We start from the raw sequence: 15397 nt of genomic DNA on the forward strand, positions 1-15397 counted from the left end.
TCAACGCGCGTCCAACTCCGCCAACGACACCGCGTAGGCACGCAGCGCCATGCGGATTTCGTCCGCGTCGATCACCCCATAACCGAAGGTGATCGCCGGATGCGCGGACGCGCTCATCGCGTATTCGGCGATCGACTGCGCTCCAGGCGCGTAGCGCGGCAGGCGCGACAGGATCGCCGGCGCCAGCCCGAGATCGCGGATGCGCGCGGCCAGATGCAGGCCGGCTTCGGACGGAATCGGCTCCAGCCACGGCGCCAGCGGGCCGCGCAAGCCTTCCAGCAAGGCGTCGCGGCGTTCCTCGTAGATCGCGCGCATGCGCCGCACGTGCCGGGCCAGATGGCCGTCGCGGATGAACGCCGCCAGTACCGACTGGGTGATGGTGTCGCAATGCGAATCGGCGCAGTGCTTGACCGTGATCAACGCGTCGCGCGACCACGCCGGGGCGACGATGAAACCCTTGCGCAAGGACGGAAACAGGCTCTTGGAAAACGTGCCTACGTAGAACACCAGCGCATCGCGATCCAGCGTCTGCAACGCATCCAGCGGACGGCCGCCGAAACGGAATTCGCCGTCGTAGTCGTCCTCGATCACGATCGCGTTGCGCTGGCGGGCGAAATCCAGCAGCGCGCGGCGGCGGCGCATCGACAGCGCCACGCCGGTCGGCGACTGATGCGAGGGCGTCACGCTGATCACCCGCACGTCCTCGGGCAATTGCTCCACGCACAGGCCTTCTTCATCGACCGGCATCGGCACCAGCCGCGCGCCGGCGGCGGCGAAGGCGGCGCGCACCGGCGGGTAACCGGGTTCCTCGACCGCGACCCGGGTCTGGCCCGGCGTCACCAGCAGGCGCGCCAGCAGATCGAAGGCCTGCTGCGCGCCGGAGGTGACGATCACATCGTCGGCCACGCACGCCACCGCGCGCGCGAACGCGACGTGCTGGGCGATGGCGTCGCGCAATTCGGCGATGCCTTCCGACGGCGGATAGCCGAAACGCGTCTTCGACCACGTGCGCAAGGTTTGCGCCGACAGCCGGCGCCAGACGTCGTGGGGGAAATGGCGATGATCGGGAATGCCGAGGCGGAAGCAGCGCTCAGGCAGTTGCCGCGGCGCGTCCGGGCGCAGGAACGGCGTGCGCCACAGCGGATTCAGGCGCGGGTCTTCCAGGCCGGCATCCAGACGCTGCGGGCCGCGGCGGTCTCGGCGCGCGGCGACGTCGGCGACGACGGCCTTCGCGCCCGGACGCGGAGTCACGTAGCCCTCGGCGATCAACAGGTCGTAGGCGCTGACCACGGTGTTGCGGGCGATGCCCAGGGCGCTGGCGACCTGGCGCGTGGCCGGCAGCGCCGAACCGGCGATAAGGCGGCCGTCGAGGATCGCCGAGCGCAGCTGCTGGTGCAGTTCCTGGGTCAGGTTGCCGTGGCCGCGATCGGGCAGGGCCAGCGGGAACTGGAAAACTGGTTCCATCGAATCTCTCAGCTCTGGCCCAATCAGGGCGCCAGGGTACTCCTAAGCTGTGCTCATGGAAGCGGCCCGGCGCCGCGCGGAGCAGACTCATGATCGACCTGTATTTCGCCGCCACTCCCAACGGCCTCAAGCTCAAGCTGTACCTGGCCGAGAGCGGGCTGGAGCACCGCGTGGTCCCGGTGCGGCTGTCGGCCGGCGAGCAATTCCAACCGCAATTCCTGGCTATTTCGCCCAACAACAAGATCCCGGCGATCCTCGACCACGCGCCCGCCGACGGCGGCGCGCCGCTGAGCGTGTTCGAGTCCGGCGCGATCTTGCTCTATCTCGCCCGCAAGACCGGCCAGCTGTGGCCGCGCGAAGAACGCGCGCAACTGGAAGCGACGCAATGGCTGTTCTGGCAGATGGCGGGCCTGGGCCCGATGGCCGGGCAGGCCGGACATTTCCGCGCGCATGCGCCCGAGCCGGTGCCGTATGCGATCGAGCGCTACACCCGCGAGGTCAAGCGATTGTTCGGCGTGCTCGACCGGCAATTGCAGGGCCGCGACTTCATCGCCGGCGACGCGTATTCCATCGCCGATATCGCCTGCTATCCGTGGATCGTGCCGCATGCCGGGCTGGGCCAGAACCTGGCCGACACGCCGGATCTGCAGCGCTGGTTCGAGAGCATCCGCGCGCGGCCGGCGACGCGGCGCGCGTATGAAGGCGTCGATGACCCGTATGCGAAGACGGCGAATTTCACCGAGGAAGAGCGGCGGGTGTTGTTCGGCGCGAACGCCAAATCCTGACGTGCTTTCGCCGAGCGCTGATTGAAAGGCGCCGGGGCTGAAGACCCTCCCGCAAAAATCCTGAAAGCGCTCCTCGCGCGCACAGCCAACCTCCACGAGGCCCGCCATGCCCTACCCCATCTGCGAAACCTGCGGCACCCAGTTCGCCGAATCCTCCGTGCCGCCGGCGCAATGCCCGATCTGCGAGGACGAACGCCAATACGTCGGCTGGAACGGCCAGCGCTGGACCACTCACGAGTCGCTGGCGCTGCGCTACACGCTGAAATTCGAAGACGACGGAGGCGTGCTCGGCATCGGCCTGAGCCCGGATTTCGCCATCAACCAGCGCATGGTTTATCTGCAGACCGGCGCCGGCAACATCCTGTGGGAGAGCCTGGCCCTGGTCACCGATGAAGCCGTCGCCGCGCTGCGGGCGCGCGGCGGCGTGGACCTGATCGCCATCTCGCATCCGCACTTCTACGCCTCGATGGTCGAATGGAGCCAGGCGCTGGGCGGCGTGCCGATCTACGTGCACGAAGCCGACCGCGAATGGGTGCAGCGTCCCTCGCCGCTGATCCGTTATTGGAGCGGCGACGAACTCGTGCTGTCCGACGATGTCAGCCTGATCCGCTGCGGCGGCCATTTCACCGGCAGCACCGCGTTGCACTGGCGCCGCGGCGGCGAGCGCGGCGACGCGCTGTTTCCGGGCGATGCGCTGCAGGTGGTGTCCGACCGCCGCCACGTGACCTTCATGTACAGCTATCCCAACTACATCCCGATGAAGCCGGCCGACGTGCGCGCGATGCGCGAGCGCGTGGCGCGCTACGCCTTCGAGGACGTGTACGGCTACACCTGGGGCCGCAACATCATCGGCGGCGGACGCGAGGCGGTCGATGCTTCGTTCGATCGCTACTTCAAGGCGATCGCGGACTGAGCGACCGCGCCGCCCTCCCTCTACAGGAACCGCGACCATGCAAAGCATTCCGGACGCCATGCACGCCTATCTGCCCGCGCGCATCAGCGCCAGCGCCGATCTGCCGTGGATTCCTTCCTCCACGCCGGGAAAATACGCCAAGCCGCTGCGCTTTTTCGCCGACGACCGCGGCTTCGTAGAGCTGTTGCGCATGGATCCGGGTGTGACCATGCCGCTGCATCGCCACACCGGCGAGATCCATGCCTACAACCTCAGCGGCACCCGCCAGCTGTGCACCGGCGAGTTGATCGGCCCGGGCGATTACGTGTTCGAACCGCCGGGCAACGTGGACTGGTGGAAGATCGTCGGCGCCGAACCGATGATCGCGCTGGTGATCGTGATGGGCGCGGTCGAATTCCTCGGCCCCGGCGACACCGTGCGCCTGCGCGCGTCGGCGCAAACCCAGCGCGCGGAGTACGAGCGCTATTGCCGCGACCATCGCCGCCCGATCCTGGACCTTACCGACCGCTGAGCCGCCTCAGTCTTCGACGAAGGCCTGCAAGCGCAGCAAGGCCTGATCCCAATGCTGGGCGATGCGATCGAGCGACTGCCGCGCCTGATCGAGTTGGGCGGGCTCGAACTCCCACAGGCGCTCGCGCCCGCTTTTCAGATCGCGCACCAGACCGGCCTCGGCCAGGACCTGCAGATGCTTGGTCACCGCCTGACGGCTGATCTGGGTGCCGGCGGTCAGCTGCGCGATCGACAGCGCGCCGCCCGCGCACAAGGCCACCACCAGACGCAGGCGGGTTTCGTCGCCGAGCGCGCCGAACACTCGCGCCGACTTGCGCAGCGCGGGTGCCTTGAGCGGCGCGGGCGCCGGCCTGGATGGCTCGCTCTTATTCGACATAGCGCTGGATGTTCCCGATCTGCTCGTCCCAGCCGCCGGAATTCATCCGGAACGCTTCCTCGCGCCGCGCCGCCGGAACCTTGTCGAAACCCGACTCGATCACCCGCAGCAGGGTGCCGCCTTCGGCCTCGTCGAGGATGAACTCGACCAGGGTCGGTTCTTCCTGCGAATAGTCCTTATCCTGATCCACCGCGTAGGGATGCCAGTGGAAGGAAAACAGCCGCTGCGGCTGCAGTTGCTGGACCACAACCTGCATCAGCAGGTGTTCGTAGCCCGGATAAGTGATGTAGCCCTGGGTCACTTGCCCAGGCACGAAGCGCTGGCCTTGAAACTTCACGCCGAACCATTGCCCGAAGGACTCGGCGTCGGTCAGCGCGTTCCAGACCTTGGCGCGCGGCGCCTTGAGCAGAATCTCGCGTTCGATACGGTCGTTGCTGGATGCGTTCATGATAGGCAACCTCCTGGGTGCATTTCATCCTGGCACGGATGAAATGCAACCGTCAAGTTGCCTGTTAACGGGACCGGTATCGAGGCGGGCTCAGCCGCGCGCCAGCAGTTCCCGGCATAGCTTCGTGGTCGCCTCGTCCATCGGGAAACAGCATTCCACGTGCAGCTCGGCCAGGGTGATGTCGCGCGGCGTGCCGAAGGTGGTGATGGTGGAGAAGAAACGCAGCTCGCGTTCGCCGCGGCGCAGGATGGTGGTCAGCAGCGGCGACGGCGCCGAATCGAACTGACGGCGGCGCCAATGCACCGGCACGCCGGGATAGGCCAGCGCTTCGGCGAGAAGGTCGCGCGCGACCGTATCCGACGGCGCCGCCGCCACGGCGTTGTGCAGATGACGGATCAGATCGCCGGCGACTTCTTCCCAGTTGGCCACCGCCGGGCGCAGATCGTTGGGATCGAAAATCTGCCGGATCATGTTGCTGTGCACATTCGGCCGTCCGTCCATGACGAACTGGCCGACCCGCGCGGCCGCTTCGTTGGCCATCACCACGTCCCAATGCCGGTTGAGCACGAAGGCCGGGTACGGCTCCTGCTGCCTGAGGATGAATTCGATCGCGCGGCGGATCTGCGCCAGTTCCGGCGTCGCCAGCGCGGTCTCGGGGTACTTCGGCGCGAAGCCGGCGGCGACCAGCATCGCGTTGCGTTCGCGCAGCGGCATGTCCAGCGCGTCGGCCAATCGTTCGACCATCTCGCGGCTGGCCTGGGCCTTGCCGGTTTCCAGGCAACTCAGGTGACGCGCGGAAATGCCCGCGTCCAAGGCCAGATCAAGCTGGCTCAGGCGGCGCGCGCCGCGCCATTCGCGCAGCAGCGCGCCGACGCCGGGGGCGCGAGAGGACCGGGACGAGGACGCGCTCGGCGCGGTGGCTTGTACGGAGTGGGAGGCAGGCATGGCACGCATCATAGAATCCGCGCGCAGCCGAAACCATGACCTGCCAGGTCATGAAGATTTCACCTGTCGCGTCATTGAGCGCATGACCGAATCGGCGAATCATCGCCTCCCATCGAAACGCCCCGCGGGGCACCGGGAGACAAGTCATGAATCGCAGAAGCTTCATTCAATTGGGTCTGGGCGCGATGAGCGCGATGGGCGCGGGCGTGCTCGCCGGTTGCGCCGGCGGCGCCATCGCCGCGGCCACCGGCGGCAGCGCGAACGGCGCCTGGGACGCGGCGGCGTTCCACGCCGCGCGGCGCTACCTGCCGACGTCGTACGGCCAGATCGCCTACGTCGAACGCGGCCGCGGCCCGGTCGCCCTGTTGCTGCACGGCTTTCCGCTCAACGGCTTCCAGTGGCGCGGGGTGATGGCCGAACTGGCCGCGCATCGGCGCTGCATCGCCCCGGACTGGCTGGGCCTGGGCTATACCCGCGTCGCGCAAGGCCAGAGCGTCACGCCCGCCGATCAGGTCGGCATGTTGATCGCCTTCCTCGACAAGCTCGGCATCGACGAGGTGGACGTGATCGCCAACGACAGCGGCGGCCAGGTCGCGCAACTGCTGGTCGCCGCGCACCCGCAGCGCGTGCGCAGCATGCTGCTGAGCAATTGCGACACCGAGATCGACAGCCCGCCGGCGGCGGTGGTGCCGGTGATCGAAGCCGCGCGCCGCGGCCGCTTCGCACTGGATACGTTCCCGCCGCAACTGGCCGACCACGCCTTCTCGCGTTCGGACAAGGGCATCGGCGTGCTGTGCTTCACCTATCCGCAGCATCCCAGCGACGAAGCCATCGACACCTATTTCCGGCCGCTGGTGGAATCGCCCGAACGGGTGCGCCTGACCGATGCCTACGCGATCGGGCTCGATCCCAATCCGCTGGCGGGGCTGGAAGCCACGCTCAAGCAGCGCACCCAGCCGGTGCGCATCCTGTGGGGCACCGGCGACACCATCTTCTCTGCGGCCAGCCCGGACTATCTGGACCGGCTGTTTCCGAACTCGCGCGGGGTGCGCCGGATCGAAGGCGCCAAGCTGTTCTTCCCGGAAGAGTTTCCGCACGAGGTCGCGCAGGAAGCGCTGAAGCTGTGGGCTTCGATGTAAAACGCGGCAACGCCCGAGTCGTCACGCAAGGTGACGATCGGGCCCTGCGCAAGCGGCGATGAGCCACGCATCATCGCCGCTGCGCAAATTGCGATTGCGCCGACGCCGCCGCTACAACGCCGGCATGACAAGTGTCAGCCTTCGCGCGCGCATCGCCGTATGGAAATATTTGGCGCCGCGCGTTCGCCGCCGCGGCAAGAAGCGCATGCATTCGCTGCACTCGCGCTTGTCTTCGCGCCGTTCCGGCGCAATCTCTCAGTCGCTGCGCTAATGTGCACGCTCGTCGACGCGGCCGCCACGCACGGTTGTAGCGACGCGCGCGTCCACGTTCGTGTCGTCCTCGGGCCGATGCAATCGCGCGCGACTGCAACCATCGCGCCCCTGCGAGTATCACTGACAACGTTTCGCTATCGCCCCGCATCTCATGCCCCGTCTGCCTGAGTTCCGCCGCGTTCTCAGGACCTTCCCGCTCCGGGTTTCCCCCACTATCGGACCCGCATGTTCACACACGCCTCGCCGCCTGACGCTAGCCTCAACGCCAGATGTGTTTATTTGTATCCCCCTAACGGGTCGCACCAGCCGGCGCTACCATGCCGGCTCGCATGAGGTGGCCATGAATAAAGTCCTGCTGATAGAGGACGACGCCCGTCTGGCCGGGCTGATCTCCGAATACCTGCAACGCTACGACTTTCAAACCTCGGTGGTGCTGCGCGGCGATCAGGCGCTGGCCGCGATCGAGGACGATCCGCCGGATGTGATCGTGCTCGACCTGATGCTGCCCGGCATGGACGGCTTCGACGTGTGTCGCCAGATCCGCAAGCAATCGAGTCTGCCCATCGTGATGCTCACCGCGCGCGCGGACCTGTTCGATCAGGTCACCGGGCTGGAAGTCGGCGCCGACGACTACGTCCTCAAGCCGGTGGAACCGCGCCTGCTGCTGGCGCGCCTGCGCGCCATCCTGCGCCGCAGCCAGGCCCAGCCGCAGGCGGCGGGCCCGTCGATGCTCAGCTACGGCGGCCTGCAGATCGACCTGACCGCGCGTCAGGTGCGGTGGAAGGGCGAAGAGGTCGACCTGAAAACCGCCGACTACAATCTGTTCGTGATCCTGGCCCAGGCCGCCGGCCGCGTGCTCAGCCGCGACGAATTGCTGCGGCGTTGGCGCGGCATCGGTTTCGACGGCGTGGACCGCACGGTCGATGTCAGCATCTCGCGGCTGCGCCGGCATTTCGCCGACGACGCTCACGAGCCGCGCAAGATCAAGACCGTATGGGGGCGCGGCTACCTGTTCAGCCCGATCGCCTGGGAGGACTGAATGCTTTCGATGCTGGTACGGCTGTACCTGACCGTCGCCGGGCTGCTGCTGTGCTCGATCCTGGTGGTGCAGCAGGTGTTTCCGTACCTGTTTCCGGATCAGTACTCCGAATCGGCCCGGCACGAGTTCGTCGGCGAACTGGCCCTGCTGCGCGACCGTCTCGACGGCGCCAGCGGCCGCGATCTGGCGCTGCGCCTGGCCGCGCTCAATCGACAAACGCCCGAGCGCTACAGCCTGATGCCGGCGCCGCAGGTGGCCGCGCTGCCCCAGCGCGTGCGCGACGACCTGCTCCTCGGCGGCACCGCCAGCGATCATGTCAGCAGCGAGCATCACCACATCTATCTGCGTCTGGCCGGCGGCGAGGTCGTGCAGATCGGCTACAACGAAAACGATTTTCCGATCCGCTACATCGCCTACCTCACCGTGTTCGCGATGGTGCTGCTGGGACTGCTGATGTGGCTGCAGCCGCACTGGCGCGATCTGGAGCGCCTGCGCGAAACCGCGGCGCAATTCGGCGACGGCGATCTGGGCGCGCGTGCGCGTCTGCGCGGCGGCTCGTCGATCCGCCAGCTGTGCGCCTACTTCAACAACATGGCCGATCAGATCGGCCGGCTGATCCAGTCGCAGCGCGACATGGTCAACGCCGCTTCGCATGAGCTGCGCACGCCGATCACGCGCTTGGAATTCGGCTTGGCGAATCTGGCCGACACTTTGGACGATCGAGTGGCGCGGGCGCGGGTGCACGCGCTGCGCTGCGACGTGGAAGAACTGGACCTTTTGGTCGGCGAACTGCTGACCCTGGGCATGCTGGAACGCAACGGCCCGGAGCCCACCTTGGAACCGGTGCAGCTGTCCGCGTTCCTGCGCGCCTCCACCGGCGTGTCGGCCGAGGAACTGCGGATTCGTTCGACCACGATCGAATGGGCGATCTCGCCGGCGCTGGACGAGGTCAACGTCGAGCCGCGCAGCCTGCGCCGCGCCTTCTCCAACCTGATGCGCAACGCCGTGCGCTACGCCGACAACACCATCCGCGTCGCCGCCGAACTCGACGGCGAGGACTGGCTGCTGATCGTCGAGGACGACGGCGTCGGCATTCCGCCCGAGGACCGGCGCCGGGTGTTCGAACCCTTCTATCGCCTCGACCGCAGCCGCGACCGCTCCACCGGCGGCTTCGGCCTGGGCCTGAGCATCGTGCGCCAGGTGATCGAGCGCCACGGCGGCGCCATTCACGTGGAAAGCTCAGCGCTGGGCGGCGCCCGGCTGGTCGCGCGCCTGCCCCGCCAGCCGGGGCTGTGGCCGCACCGGCGCCGGGCCGGCGACGAGGATCTGGATGAACTGGATCATTCCTTTCACATCCAGTGACCCTTTTTTCCATCAGACTACGTTGACTGGTTTGCAGAGCCCCGAGTTGTAGGCGCCTGCGCCCCACGGACTTACGCGGTAACCGGCTCCTAGGAAGGAACCATGATGCATACGGATATGAACCCCCTGCTCGACGACGTCGAGTCGCAGGTCCTGGACCTGGCCAATCAGGCGATCGGCCATCAGGTCAACGGCGAACCCCGCCAGGCCGCGCAACATTGGGCGCGGGCGATCGCGCTGGCCGATACCGGCATGGACGAAGACGAAATCCGCTACTGGCTGCGCAGCGGCCTGGCCGAGGCGCTGTACCAGCTCGGCGACGACGATGCCTGCATCGCCGCCGCGCGCGAAGCGCGGGCCTGGTGCCTGCAGCAACAGACGCCGCTGGCGTCGCTGCTGCTGGGCCAGTCGCTGTTCCGCCGCGGCCATGCCGAGGCGGCGCTGGACGCGCTGCGCGAGGCGCAGTCGATGATCGGCTCGCGTTTCTTCGAAGCCATCGACAGCGAGCATCGCGACGGCATCGCACAGCTGATGGCGCAGACGCGCGCGGCATGAGCGTGGCCGCCGCCGCTGCGCTCAGAACCGCGACCACCACTGCACCGAGCGCTCGAAGTAGCCGATCAGCGTCTGCGCCAGGCGGTGCCTGACCTGGACCGGATCGTCCTGCGGCTCGCCGCAGACGATCACCCGGTCCACCGCGCTGTGCAGGGCGGTAAAGAAAATCAGCGCGGTCATGCGCGGATCCGGCGCGGCCCATACGCGCGCGGCGATGCCGCCTTCGAGCAGTTCCACCAGCTGATCGACCACGGGGTTGTCCTGCCACGCGTGGCGGTCGTGGGTGCGCAGATCGTGAAACACCACATCGTGCAAAGCGACGTTGTCGAGATACCCATCGACGCCGGTGCGCACCCACGCGCGCAGGCGGCCGCTCCAGTCGCCTTCGCGACACGCGTCCATGGCCTGCGCCGCGCGCTGGCAGAAGTCGCGCACGAAGCGTTCCTGCAAGGCCAGCAGCACGTGCTCGCGCGAGGCGTAGCAGGCGCGCAGCGCGCGCGGCTCCAGGCCGGCCGCGGCGGCGATATCGGCCAGGCCCACGCGCTCCAGGCCGCGCTCGACGAACAGGCGCGCGGCGGCGTCCAGCGCCGCGGCGCGCACCGCGGCCTCGCCCGTCGCGGCGGCCGCGGCGGGCGGTGGGAATGCGGATTCCGGTCCCGCGACCGGCAACAGGAAGGCCGTCATCGGACCCCTACAAATGAGAATCGTTCTCATCATAACCGATCCCGGGCGGCCGTGCCGAGCCCGGCCGGACCCACATCGACCTCGCCGTTTTGCCAGCGCACGCAATCGATATTTCCGCTGCGGCGATTTTTTCCGCAAGCGCCAATACTCACCAATGCTCACCGGCGTATGCGACGAACATCGATATTGATCTGAGACAAATCCATTTTGCGAAGACAAAAGCGATCCGCGCGCAACGGAAACAAATCCGAAATGATCACAACTCGCGCGTGAATTCGAACCGGCTTGCACCAGCCCGTAAAAAACAGCCGATTTCCCGGGAAAAAACCATTGTCATACAAATCCGCGCGCGGCCTATTCCATTCATAAAGGGCTGCATTAAAAGGTTCACATATCCGTCTTGTGACCCTGCTCTCAACGCTCGCGCCGTAAATACTCGACTTGTGATCCGGCTCTCATCCGCCTTGATAGACATGACTTGAGCGCTCGGGGATATTGATTCCGAAGGCCCAACACGCCCTTGGCGCGATCGGGTTTTCGTACACCACGGCTTGCGCGAGCGATCAGCGTTGCTTCTGGCGCGCTCGTCCAGGCCGATTTCATGCACTCCCCCGCCGTACCCCAGCAACACACATAAGAATTCAGGCCCGCCGTCCGCGCGCAAGCGCCGGATGCACACGGAAGAGGCCATGCCCAGGTGCGCAGCACCGCGGCCATGCTTGTACTTAGTTCGTAACACACACGGAGAGGGGGCCACTCGTAAGAACGAGTTGGCCGCAGGCTCGCGCGCGTCGAACACCACGCGCCGACGGACATTGCGTCCGTTGGCCGTTGGCGGCGTGCGCCCCGGCGGCCGCTCAAAGGAAGCGCCATGAACGACGTCCATCCCCCCGGCCTGCCCCTGACCACCGCACAGCGCGGTCTGTGGGTCGGACAGAAGCTCGCTTCGGTCGAAGCCACACTGAATATCGCCGAAGCGGTTGAAATTCATGGACCGATCGATCCGACGCTGTTCCAACGCGCGCTGCGCCAGTTCGCGCAGGAAGCCGAAGCCACGCGCGCATGCATCGTCGAACACGGCGGGTTGCCGTATCAGATCGTGCGCGACAACTACCCGTTCGAATCCCCCTACATCGACTTCAGCGGCGAAGCCGATCCGCGCGCGGCCGCCGAGGCCTGGATGCAGGCCGAGCTCAACCGGCCGGTCGATCTGGTCCACGATCCGCTGTGGGTCGGCGCGATCCTCAAGTACGCCGACGATCTGTACTGCTGGTACCAGCGCGCGCACCACACCGTCTACGACGGTTTCAGCGGCGGCATGGCCGCCAAGCGCCTGAACGAGCTCTACAGCGCCTACCTCGAAGGCCGCGAGCCCGAGCCGGCCGGCTTCGGCACGGTGGCCTCGCTGGTGGAGATGGAAACCAGCTACCGCCAATCCGATCGCTATCGCCGCGATCGCGAGTACTGGCTGGAACAACTGTCCGACCTGCCCGAAGCGGTCACCCTCGCGCGCCGCCGCGTGCGCAACGGCGGCGGCCTGCGCCGCGCCAGCGGTCACGTATCCGAGGCTTCGCGCGAGCGCCTGGCGCAGATCGCGCGCGATTGCGGCGTGAGCCTGCCGCAGGTGCTGATCGGCCTGATCGCCGCGTACTACCACCGCGCCAGCGGCGCGCACGATCTGGTGTTCGGCATGCCGGTCACCGGCCGCGTCAATCACGCCATGCGCAACACCCCGGGCATGGTCGCCAACGTGGTCGCGATCCGCCTGAAGTTCGAGCCGGACATGCACATGTCGGATTTGTTCGCGCAGGTCTCGCGCGTGGTCAAGTCGGCGCTGCGCCATCAGCAGTATCGCTACGAAGACCTGCGCCGCGACCTGGGCCTGGTCAATCCCGACCAGCACATGGCCTGGCTCGGCATCAACATCGAGCCCTACGACTACGGCAGCTTCGGCGGCCACCGCGCCAGCGGCAAGAACCTGCACAACGGCAGCGCGGAAGACTTGATGGTGTTCGTGTTCGACCGTCTCGACGGCAACGGCCTGATCATCGACTTCGACGCCAACCCCACCTTGTACCCGGCCGCGCACCTGGACGAACACCGGCGCCGGCTGATGCGGCTGATCGATTCGGTGCTGGCCGATCCGGCGACCACGCTCGGCGCGATCGACGTGCTCGGCGACGACGAGCGCCAGCGGGTGCTCAGCCACTGGAACGACACTGCCGCGCCGCTGGCGCAGACCACCGCGCTGGAGCAGTTCCAGCAGCAGGCCGCGCGCACGCCCGATGCAGTCGCTGTCGTCGCCGGCGAAACCCGGCTGAGCTATCGCGAACTCGACGAATCCAGCACCCGCCTGGCCCAGCGCCTGATCGCCGGCGGCGTGCGTCCCGACGACATCGTCGCCATCGCCCTGCCGCGCGACGAAGTATTGATGGCGGCGCTGCTGGCGGTGTGGAAGGCCGGCGCGGCGTATCTGCCGCTGGACCCGGAAGCGCCGATGGAACGCATCGCCCTGACCCTGGACGATGCCGCCCCGCGCGCGCTGCTGACCACGCCGAACTTCGCCGACGCCTTCAGCGGCCGCGGCCTGCCGGTGCTCTTCGCGCACGAACAGGACGAGCACTACGACAGCGACGCCGCCGCGCCGCTGCCGCTCGCGCATGGCCAGGCCAATGCGTATCTGATCTACACCTCCGGCTCGACCGGCGTGCCCAAGGGCGTGGAGCTCACCCACCGCAACCTGTGGAACTTCCTGCGGGCGATGCAGCAGCAGCTGCGGCCCTCGGCGGATCAGCGCTATCTGGCCCAGACCACGATCTCCTTCGACATTGCCGGCCTGGAGCTGTTCCTGCCGCTGACCGTCGGCGCGAGCGTGGTGATGGTCACCGGCGAGGTGACGCGCAATCCGCTGGCGCTGGCGCGGGTGATCCGCGAGGAGCGCATCGACGTCATGCAGGCCACGCCGTCGTTGTGGCGCATCCTGCTGACCGGTTCGGACATCCGCCTGGACGAGGTGCATGCGCTGGTCGGCGGCGAAGCGCTGCCGGTGGAACTGGCCCAGCGCCTGACCCAGATGGCGGCCAGGGTCACCAATCTGTACGGGCCGACCGAAACCACGGTGTGGTCCACGGCGATGGAGCTCACCGCGCAGGACGTGGACGCCGGCGCCGGCATGGCGCCGCCGATCGGCCGGCCGATCCTCAACACCCAGGTCTACGTGCTGGATGCGGCGCGCAATCCCATGCCGGTCGGCAGCATCGGCGAGTTGTACATCGGCGGCGAAGGCGTGGCGCGCGGCTATCGCAACCGGCCCGAACTCAACGCCGAACGCTTCCTGCCCGATCCCTTCAACCCCGCGCCCGGCGCGCGCATGTACCGCACCGGCGATCTGGCGCGCTGGCGCGAGGACGGGGTGATCGAATACCTCGGCCGCGTCGATCAGCAGGTCAAGATCCGCGGCCATCGCGTCGAACTGGGCGATATCGAAACCCATCTGCGCGCCCTGGACGCGATCGCCGAGGCCGCGGTCGCACTGCATCGCGATCCGGTCGGTCACCTCATGCTGGCCGCCTACGTGGTGCCGGCCGCCGCCGCGCAGATCGACAGCGAAGCGGTGCGGCGCGTGCTGTCCTCGCGCCTGCCCGACTACATGGTGCCGTCGGTGTATGTGGAACTGGACGCGCTGCCGCTCACCCCCAGCGGCAAGCTCGACCGCAAGGCGCTGGTCCCGCCGGCGCGCAACCGGCAATCGACCTACGTGGCGCCGCGCAGCGAGACCGAACGCAAGCTGGTGGCGCTGTGGCAGCAGATCTTCGGCATCGATCAGATCGGCATCCACGACAACTTCTTCGAACTCGGCGGCGATTCGCTGAGCGCGGCGGAACTGATCGCCACCTTCCCCAAGCACTTCAATTCCGAACTGTCGCTGGGCGCGTTGTTCGAAGGCTCGACCATCGCCAGCCTGGCCGCCTACCTGGAACGCAGCGGCGGCGAGAACGATCCGCTCGGCGCGGTGCTGTCGCTGCGCCCCACCGATGAAGAGCGCCCGCTGTTCTGCATCCATCCGGTCACCGGTTTCAGCTGGGCCTACGCGACGATGCTGCGCCACCTGGATCAGCTGCCGGTGTATGCGCTGCAGTCGCGCGGTCTGCGCGGCGGCGGCGCACTGCCGGGCAGCATCGAGGAGATCGCCGCGGACTACATCGCGCAGATGCGCAAGATCCAGCCGCACGGGCCGTACCGCCTGCTCGGCTGGTCGCTCGGCGGACTGATCGGCCACGCCATCGCCGCGCAGTTGCAGCAGATCGGCGAGCGGGTGGAGCTGCTGGCGATGATGGACTCGTATCCCTTCGTCGCCGAGCCGGTGGAATCCAGCGAAGCCCAGCAGGCGCTGGCGGTGCTGAAGTTCCTCGGCTTCCATCATCGCGCCAAGGACAACCCGCCGCAGGACATGCGCAGCCTGGCCGACCTGCTGTGCCAGGAGTACGAGGTGTTCGCGATTCCGCTGGTGCAGGAGATCATGAAGGCCGACGCCAAGCTGATCGAGAACGTCGCCGCGGTCACCCGCAACAACCTGATGCTGGCGCGGCGTTACCGGCCGACGCCGATCGACGCCGACGTGGTGTTCTTCAACGCACGGCTCAAGGATCACGTCGATCTCGACGGCCTGCTGCACTACCACGCCCATGCATGGCAGCCCTTCGTCGGCGGCAAGATCGAAGTGCACGACGTGGATTGCCATCACCAGACCATGCTCGAGCCGCGCTCGGCCGCGCACATCGCGCGGGTGTTGCGCGAGCGCCTGCAGGCGCCGCACGCGGAGCCGCAGCGCCGCGAAACCCCGCTGCCGGCCCCGGTCGGCGCCGCGCCGCTGGCGATCGCCGCTTATTCGTAAGGAGATGCAC

General features: G+C 67.5%; 13 protein-coding genes. 8 read left to right on the forward strand and 5 right to left on the reverse strand.

Features of this window, described 5'->3' with window-relative positions:
- Complete coding sequence (gene pdxR, locus LG3211_RS22730) at window positions 1-1464, reverse strand: MocR-like pyridoxine biosynthesis transcription factor PdxR (RefSeq protein ID WP_057944833.1); 1464 nt, start codon at window positions 1462-1464, stop codon at window positions 1-3.
- A gap of 89 nt (window positions 1465-1553) precedes the next feature.
- Between pdxR and LG3211_RS22735 the strand changes: the two genes are divergently transcribed.
- The 3 genes from LG3211_RS22735 (at window position 1554) to LG3211_RS22745 (ending at window position 3673) form a co-directional block, all read left to right on the forward strand.
- The gene (locus LG3211_RS22735; RefSeq protein WP_057944834.1) at window positions 1554-2249 is read left to right on the forward strand and encodes a glutathione binding-like protein; all 696 of its coding nucleotides are present in this window, start codon (window positions 1554-1556) and stop codon (window positions 2247-2249) included.
- Between the two features lie 106 nt (window positions 2250-2355).
- Window positions 2356-3162 (forward strand): MBL fold metallo-hydrolase, encoded by an 807-nt coding sequence (locus tag LG3211_RS22740; RefSeq protein WP_057944835.1) that lies wholly within the window; start codon window positions 2356-2358, stop codon window positions 3160-3162.
- A 37-nt stretch (window positions 3163-3199) separates the two neighbouring features.
- Window positions 3200-3673, forward strand: a complete 474-nt coding sequence (locus LG3211_RS22745) for a cupin domain-containing protein (protein ID WP_083512776.1) — start codon at window positions 3200-3202, stop codon at window positions 3671-3673.
- 6 nt (window positions 3674-3679) lie between these two features.
- Here LG3211_RS22745 and LG3211_RS22750 read toward each other — a convergent pair whose 3' ends face one another.
- The 3 genes from LG3211_RS22750 to LG3211_RS22760 all read right to left on the reverse strand — a co-directional run bounded on the left by LG3211_RS22750 (window position 3680) and on the right by LG3211_RS22760 (window position 5441).
- Complete coding sequence (locus LG3211_RS22750; protein WP_057944837.1) at window positions 3680-4048, reverse strand: ArsR/SmtB family transcription factor; 369 nt, start codon at window positions 4046-4048, stop codon at window positions 3680-3682.
- On the reverse strand, window positions 4038-4496 hold the full coding sequence (locus tag LG3211_RS22755; protein ID WP_057944838.1) for an SRPBCC family protein: 459 nt from the start codon (window positions 4494-4496) through the stop codon (window positions 4038-4040). The genes LG3211_RS22750 and LG3211_RS22755 overlap by 11 nt, the downstream gene beginning before the upstream one ends.
- A gap of 90 nt (window positions 4497-4586) precedes the next feature.
- Entirely contained in the window at window positions 4587-5441 is an 855-nt protein-coding gene (locus LG3211_RS22760) for a helix-turn-helix domain-containing protein (protein WP_057945685.1), read from the reverse strand.
- 146 nt (window positions 5442-5587) lie between these two features.
- Here LG3211_RS22760 and LG3211_RS22765 point away from each other — a divergent pair, with 146 nt between their 5' ends.
- The 4 genes from LG3211_RS22765 to LG3211_RS22785 all read left to right on the forward strand — a co-directional run bounded on the left by LG3211_RS22765 (window position 5588) and on the right by LG3211_RS22785 (window position 9809).
- A complete protein-coding gene (locus LG3211_RS22765) occupies window positions 5588-6580 on the forward strand; it encodes an alpha/beta fold hydrolase (protein WP_057944839.1) in 993 nt (330 codons plus the stop codon).
- 613 nt (window positions 6581-7193) lie between these two features.
- Window positions 7194-7892 (forward strand): response regulator, encoded by a 699-nt coding sequence (locus LG3211_RS22775; protein ID WP_057944841.1) that lies wholly within the window; start codon window positions 7194-7196, stop codon window positions 7890-7892.
- Entirely contained in the window at window positions 7893-9254 is a 1362-nt protein-coding gene (locus tag LG3211_RS22780; protein ID WP_057944842.1) for an ATP-binding protein, read from the forward strand. It begins immediately after the preceding gene.
- A 102-nt stretch (window positions 9255-9356) separates the two neighbouring features.
- On the forward strand, window positions 9357-9809 hold the full coding sequence (locus LG3211_RS22785) for a hypothetical protein (RefSeq protein ID WP_148649109.1): 453 nt from the start codon (window positions 9357-9359) through the stop codon (window positions 9807-9809).
- Window positions 9810-9830: 21 nt separating this feature from the next.
- On the opposite strand, the gene LG3211_RS22790 is transcribed toward LG3211_RS22785, so the two are convergent.
- Entirely contained in the window at window positions 9831-10493 is a 663-nt protein-coding gene (locus LG3211_RS22790; RefSeq protein ID WP_057944844.1) for a TetR/AcrR family transcriptional regulator, read from the reverse strand.
- Window positions 10494-11364: 871 nt separating this feature from the next.
- Between LG3211_RS22790 and LG3211_RS22795 the strand changes: the two genes are divergently transcribed.
- Window positions 11365-15387 (forward strand): non-ribosomal peptide synthetase, encoded by a 4023-nt coding sequence (locus LG3211_RS22795; RefSeq protein WP_057944845.1) that lies wholly within the window; start codon window positions 11365-11367, stop codon window positions 15385-15387.
- Window positions 15388-15397 lie beyond the last annotated feature (10 nt).

The organism is Lysobacter gummosus (assembly GCF_001442805.1).
In the GTDB taxonomy this organism is placed as follows: Bacteria; Pseudomonadota; Gammaproteobacteria; order Xanthomonadales; family Xanthomonadaceae; genus Lysobacter; species Lysobacter gummosus.

Bases quoted from the DNA above. Each gene is read 5' to 3' on its own strand.
- pdxR (WP_057944833.1), bottom strand. From the start codon at position 1,464: ATGGAACCAGTTTTCCAGTTCCCGCTGGCCCTGCCCGATCGCGGCCAC.
- LG3211_RS22735 (WP_057944834.1), top strand. From the start codon at position 1,554: ATGATCGACCTGTATTTCGCCGCCACTCCCAACGGCCTCAAGCTCAAG.
- LG3211_RS22740 (WP_057944835.1), top strand. From the start codon at position 2,356: ATGCCCTACCCCATCTGCGAAACCTGCGGCACCCAGTTCGCCGAATCC.
- LG3211_RS22745 (WP_083512776.1), top strand. From the start codon at position 3,200: ATGCAAAGCATTCCGGACGCCATGCACGCCTATCTGCCCGCGCGCATC.
- LG3211_RS22750 (WP_057944837.1), bottom strand. From the start codon at position 4,048: ATGTCGAATAAGAGCGAGCCATCCAGGCCGGCGCCCGCGCCGCTCAAG.
- LG3211_RS22755 (WP_057944838.1), bottom strand. From the start codon at position 4,496: ATGAACGCATCCAGCAACGACCGTATCGAACGCGAGATTCTGCTCAAG.
- LG3211_RS22760 (WP_057945685.1), bottom strand. From the start codon at position 5,441: ATGCCTGCCTCCCACTCCGTACAAGCCACCGCGCCGAGCGCGTCCTCG.
- LG3211_RS22765 (WP_057944839.1), top strand. From the start codon at position 5,588: ATGAATCGCAGAAGCTTCATTCAATTGGGTCTGGGCGCGATGAGCGCG.
- LG3211_RS22775 (WP_057944841.1), top strand. From the start codon at position 7,194: ATGAATAAAGTCCTGCTGATAGAGGACGACGCCCGTCTGGCCGGGCTG.
- LG3211_RS22780 (WP_057944842.1), top strand. From the start codon at position 7,893: ATGCTTTCGATGCTGGTACGGCTGTACCTGACCGTCGCCGGGCTGCTG.
- LG3211_RS22785 (WP_148649109.1), top strand. From the start codon at position 9,357: ATGATGCATACGGATATGAACCCCCTGCTCGACGACGTCGAGTCGCAG.
- LG3211_RS22790 (WP_057944844.1), bottom strand. From the start codon at position 10,493: ATGACGGCCTTCCTGTTGCCGGTCGCGGGACCGGAATCCGCATTCCCA.
- LG3211_RS22795 (WP_057944845.1), top strand. From the start codon at position 11,365: ATGAACGACGTCCATCCCCCCGGCCTGCCCCTGACCACCGCACAGCGC.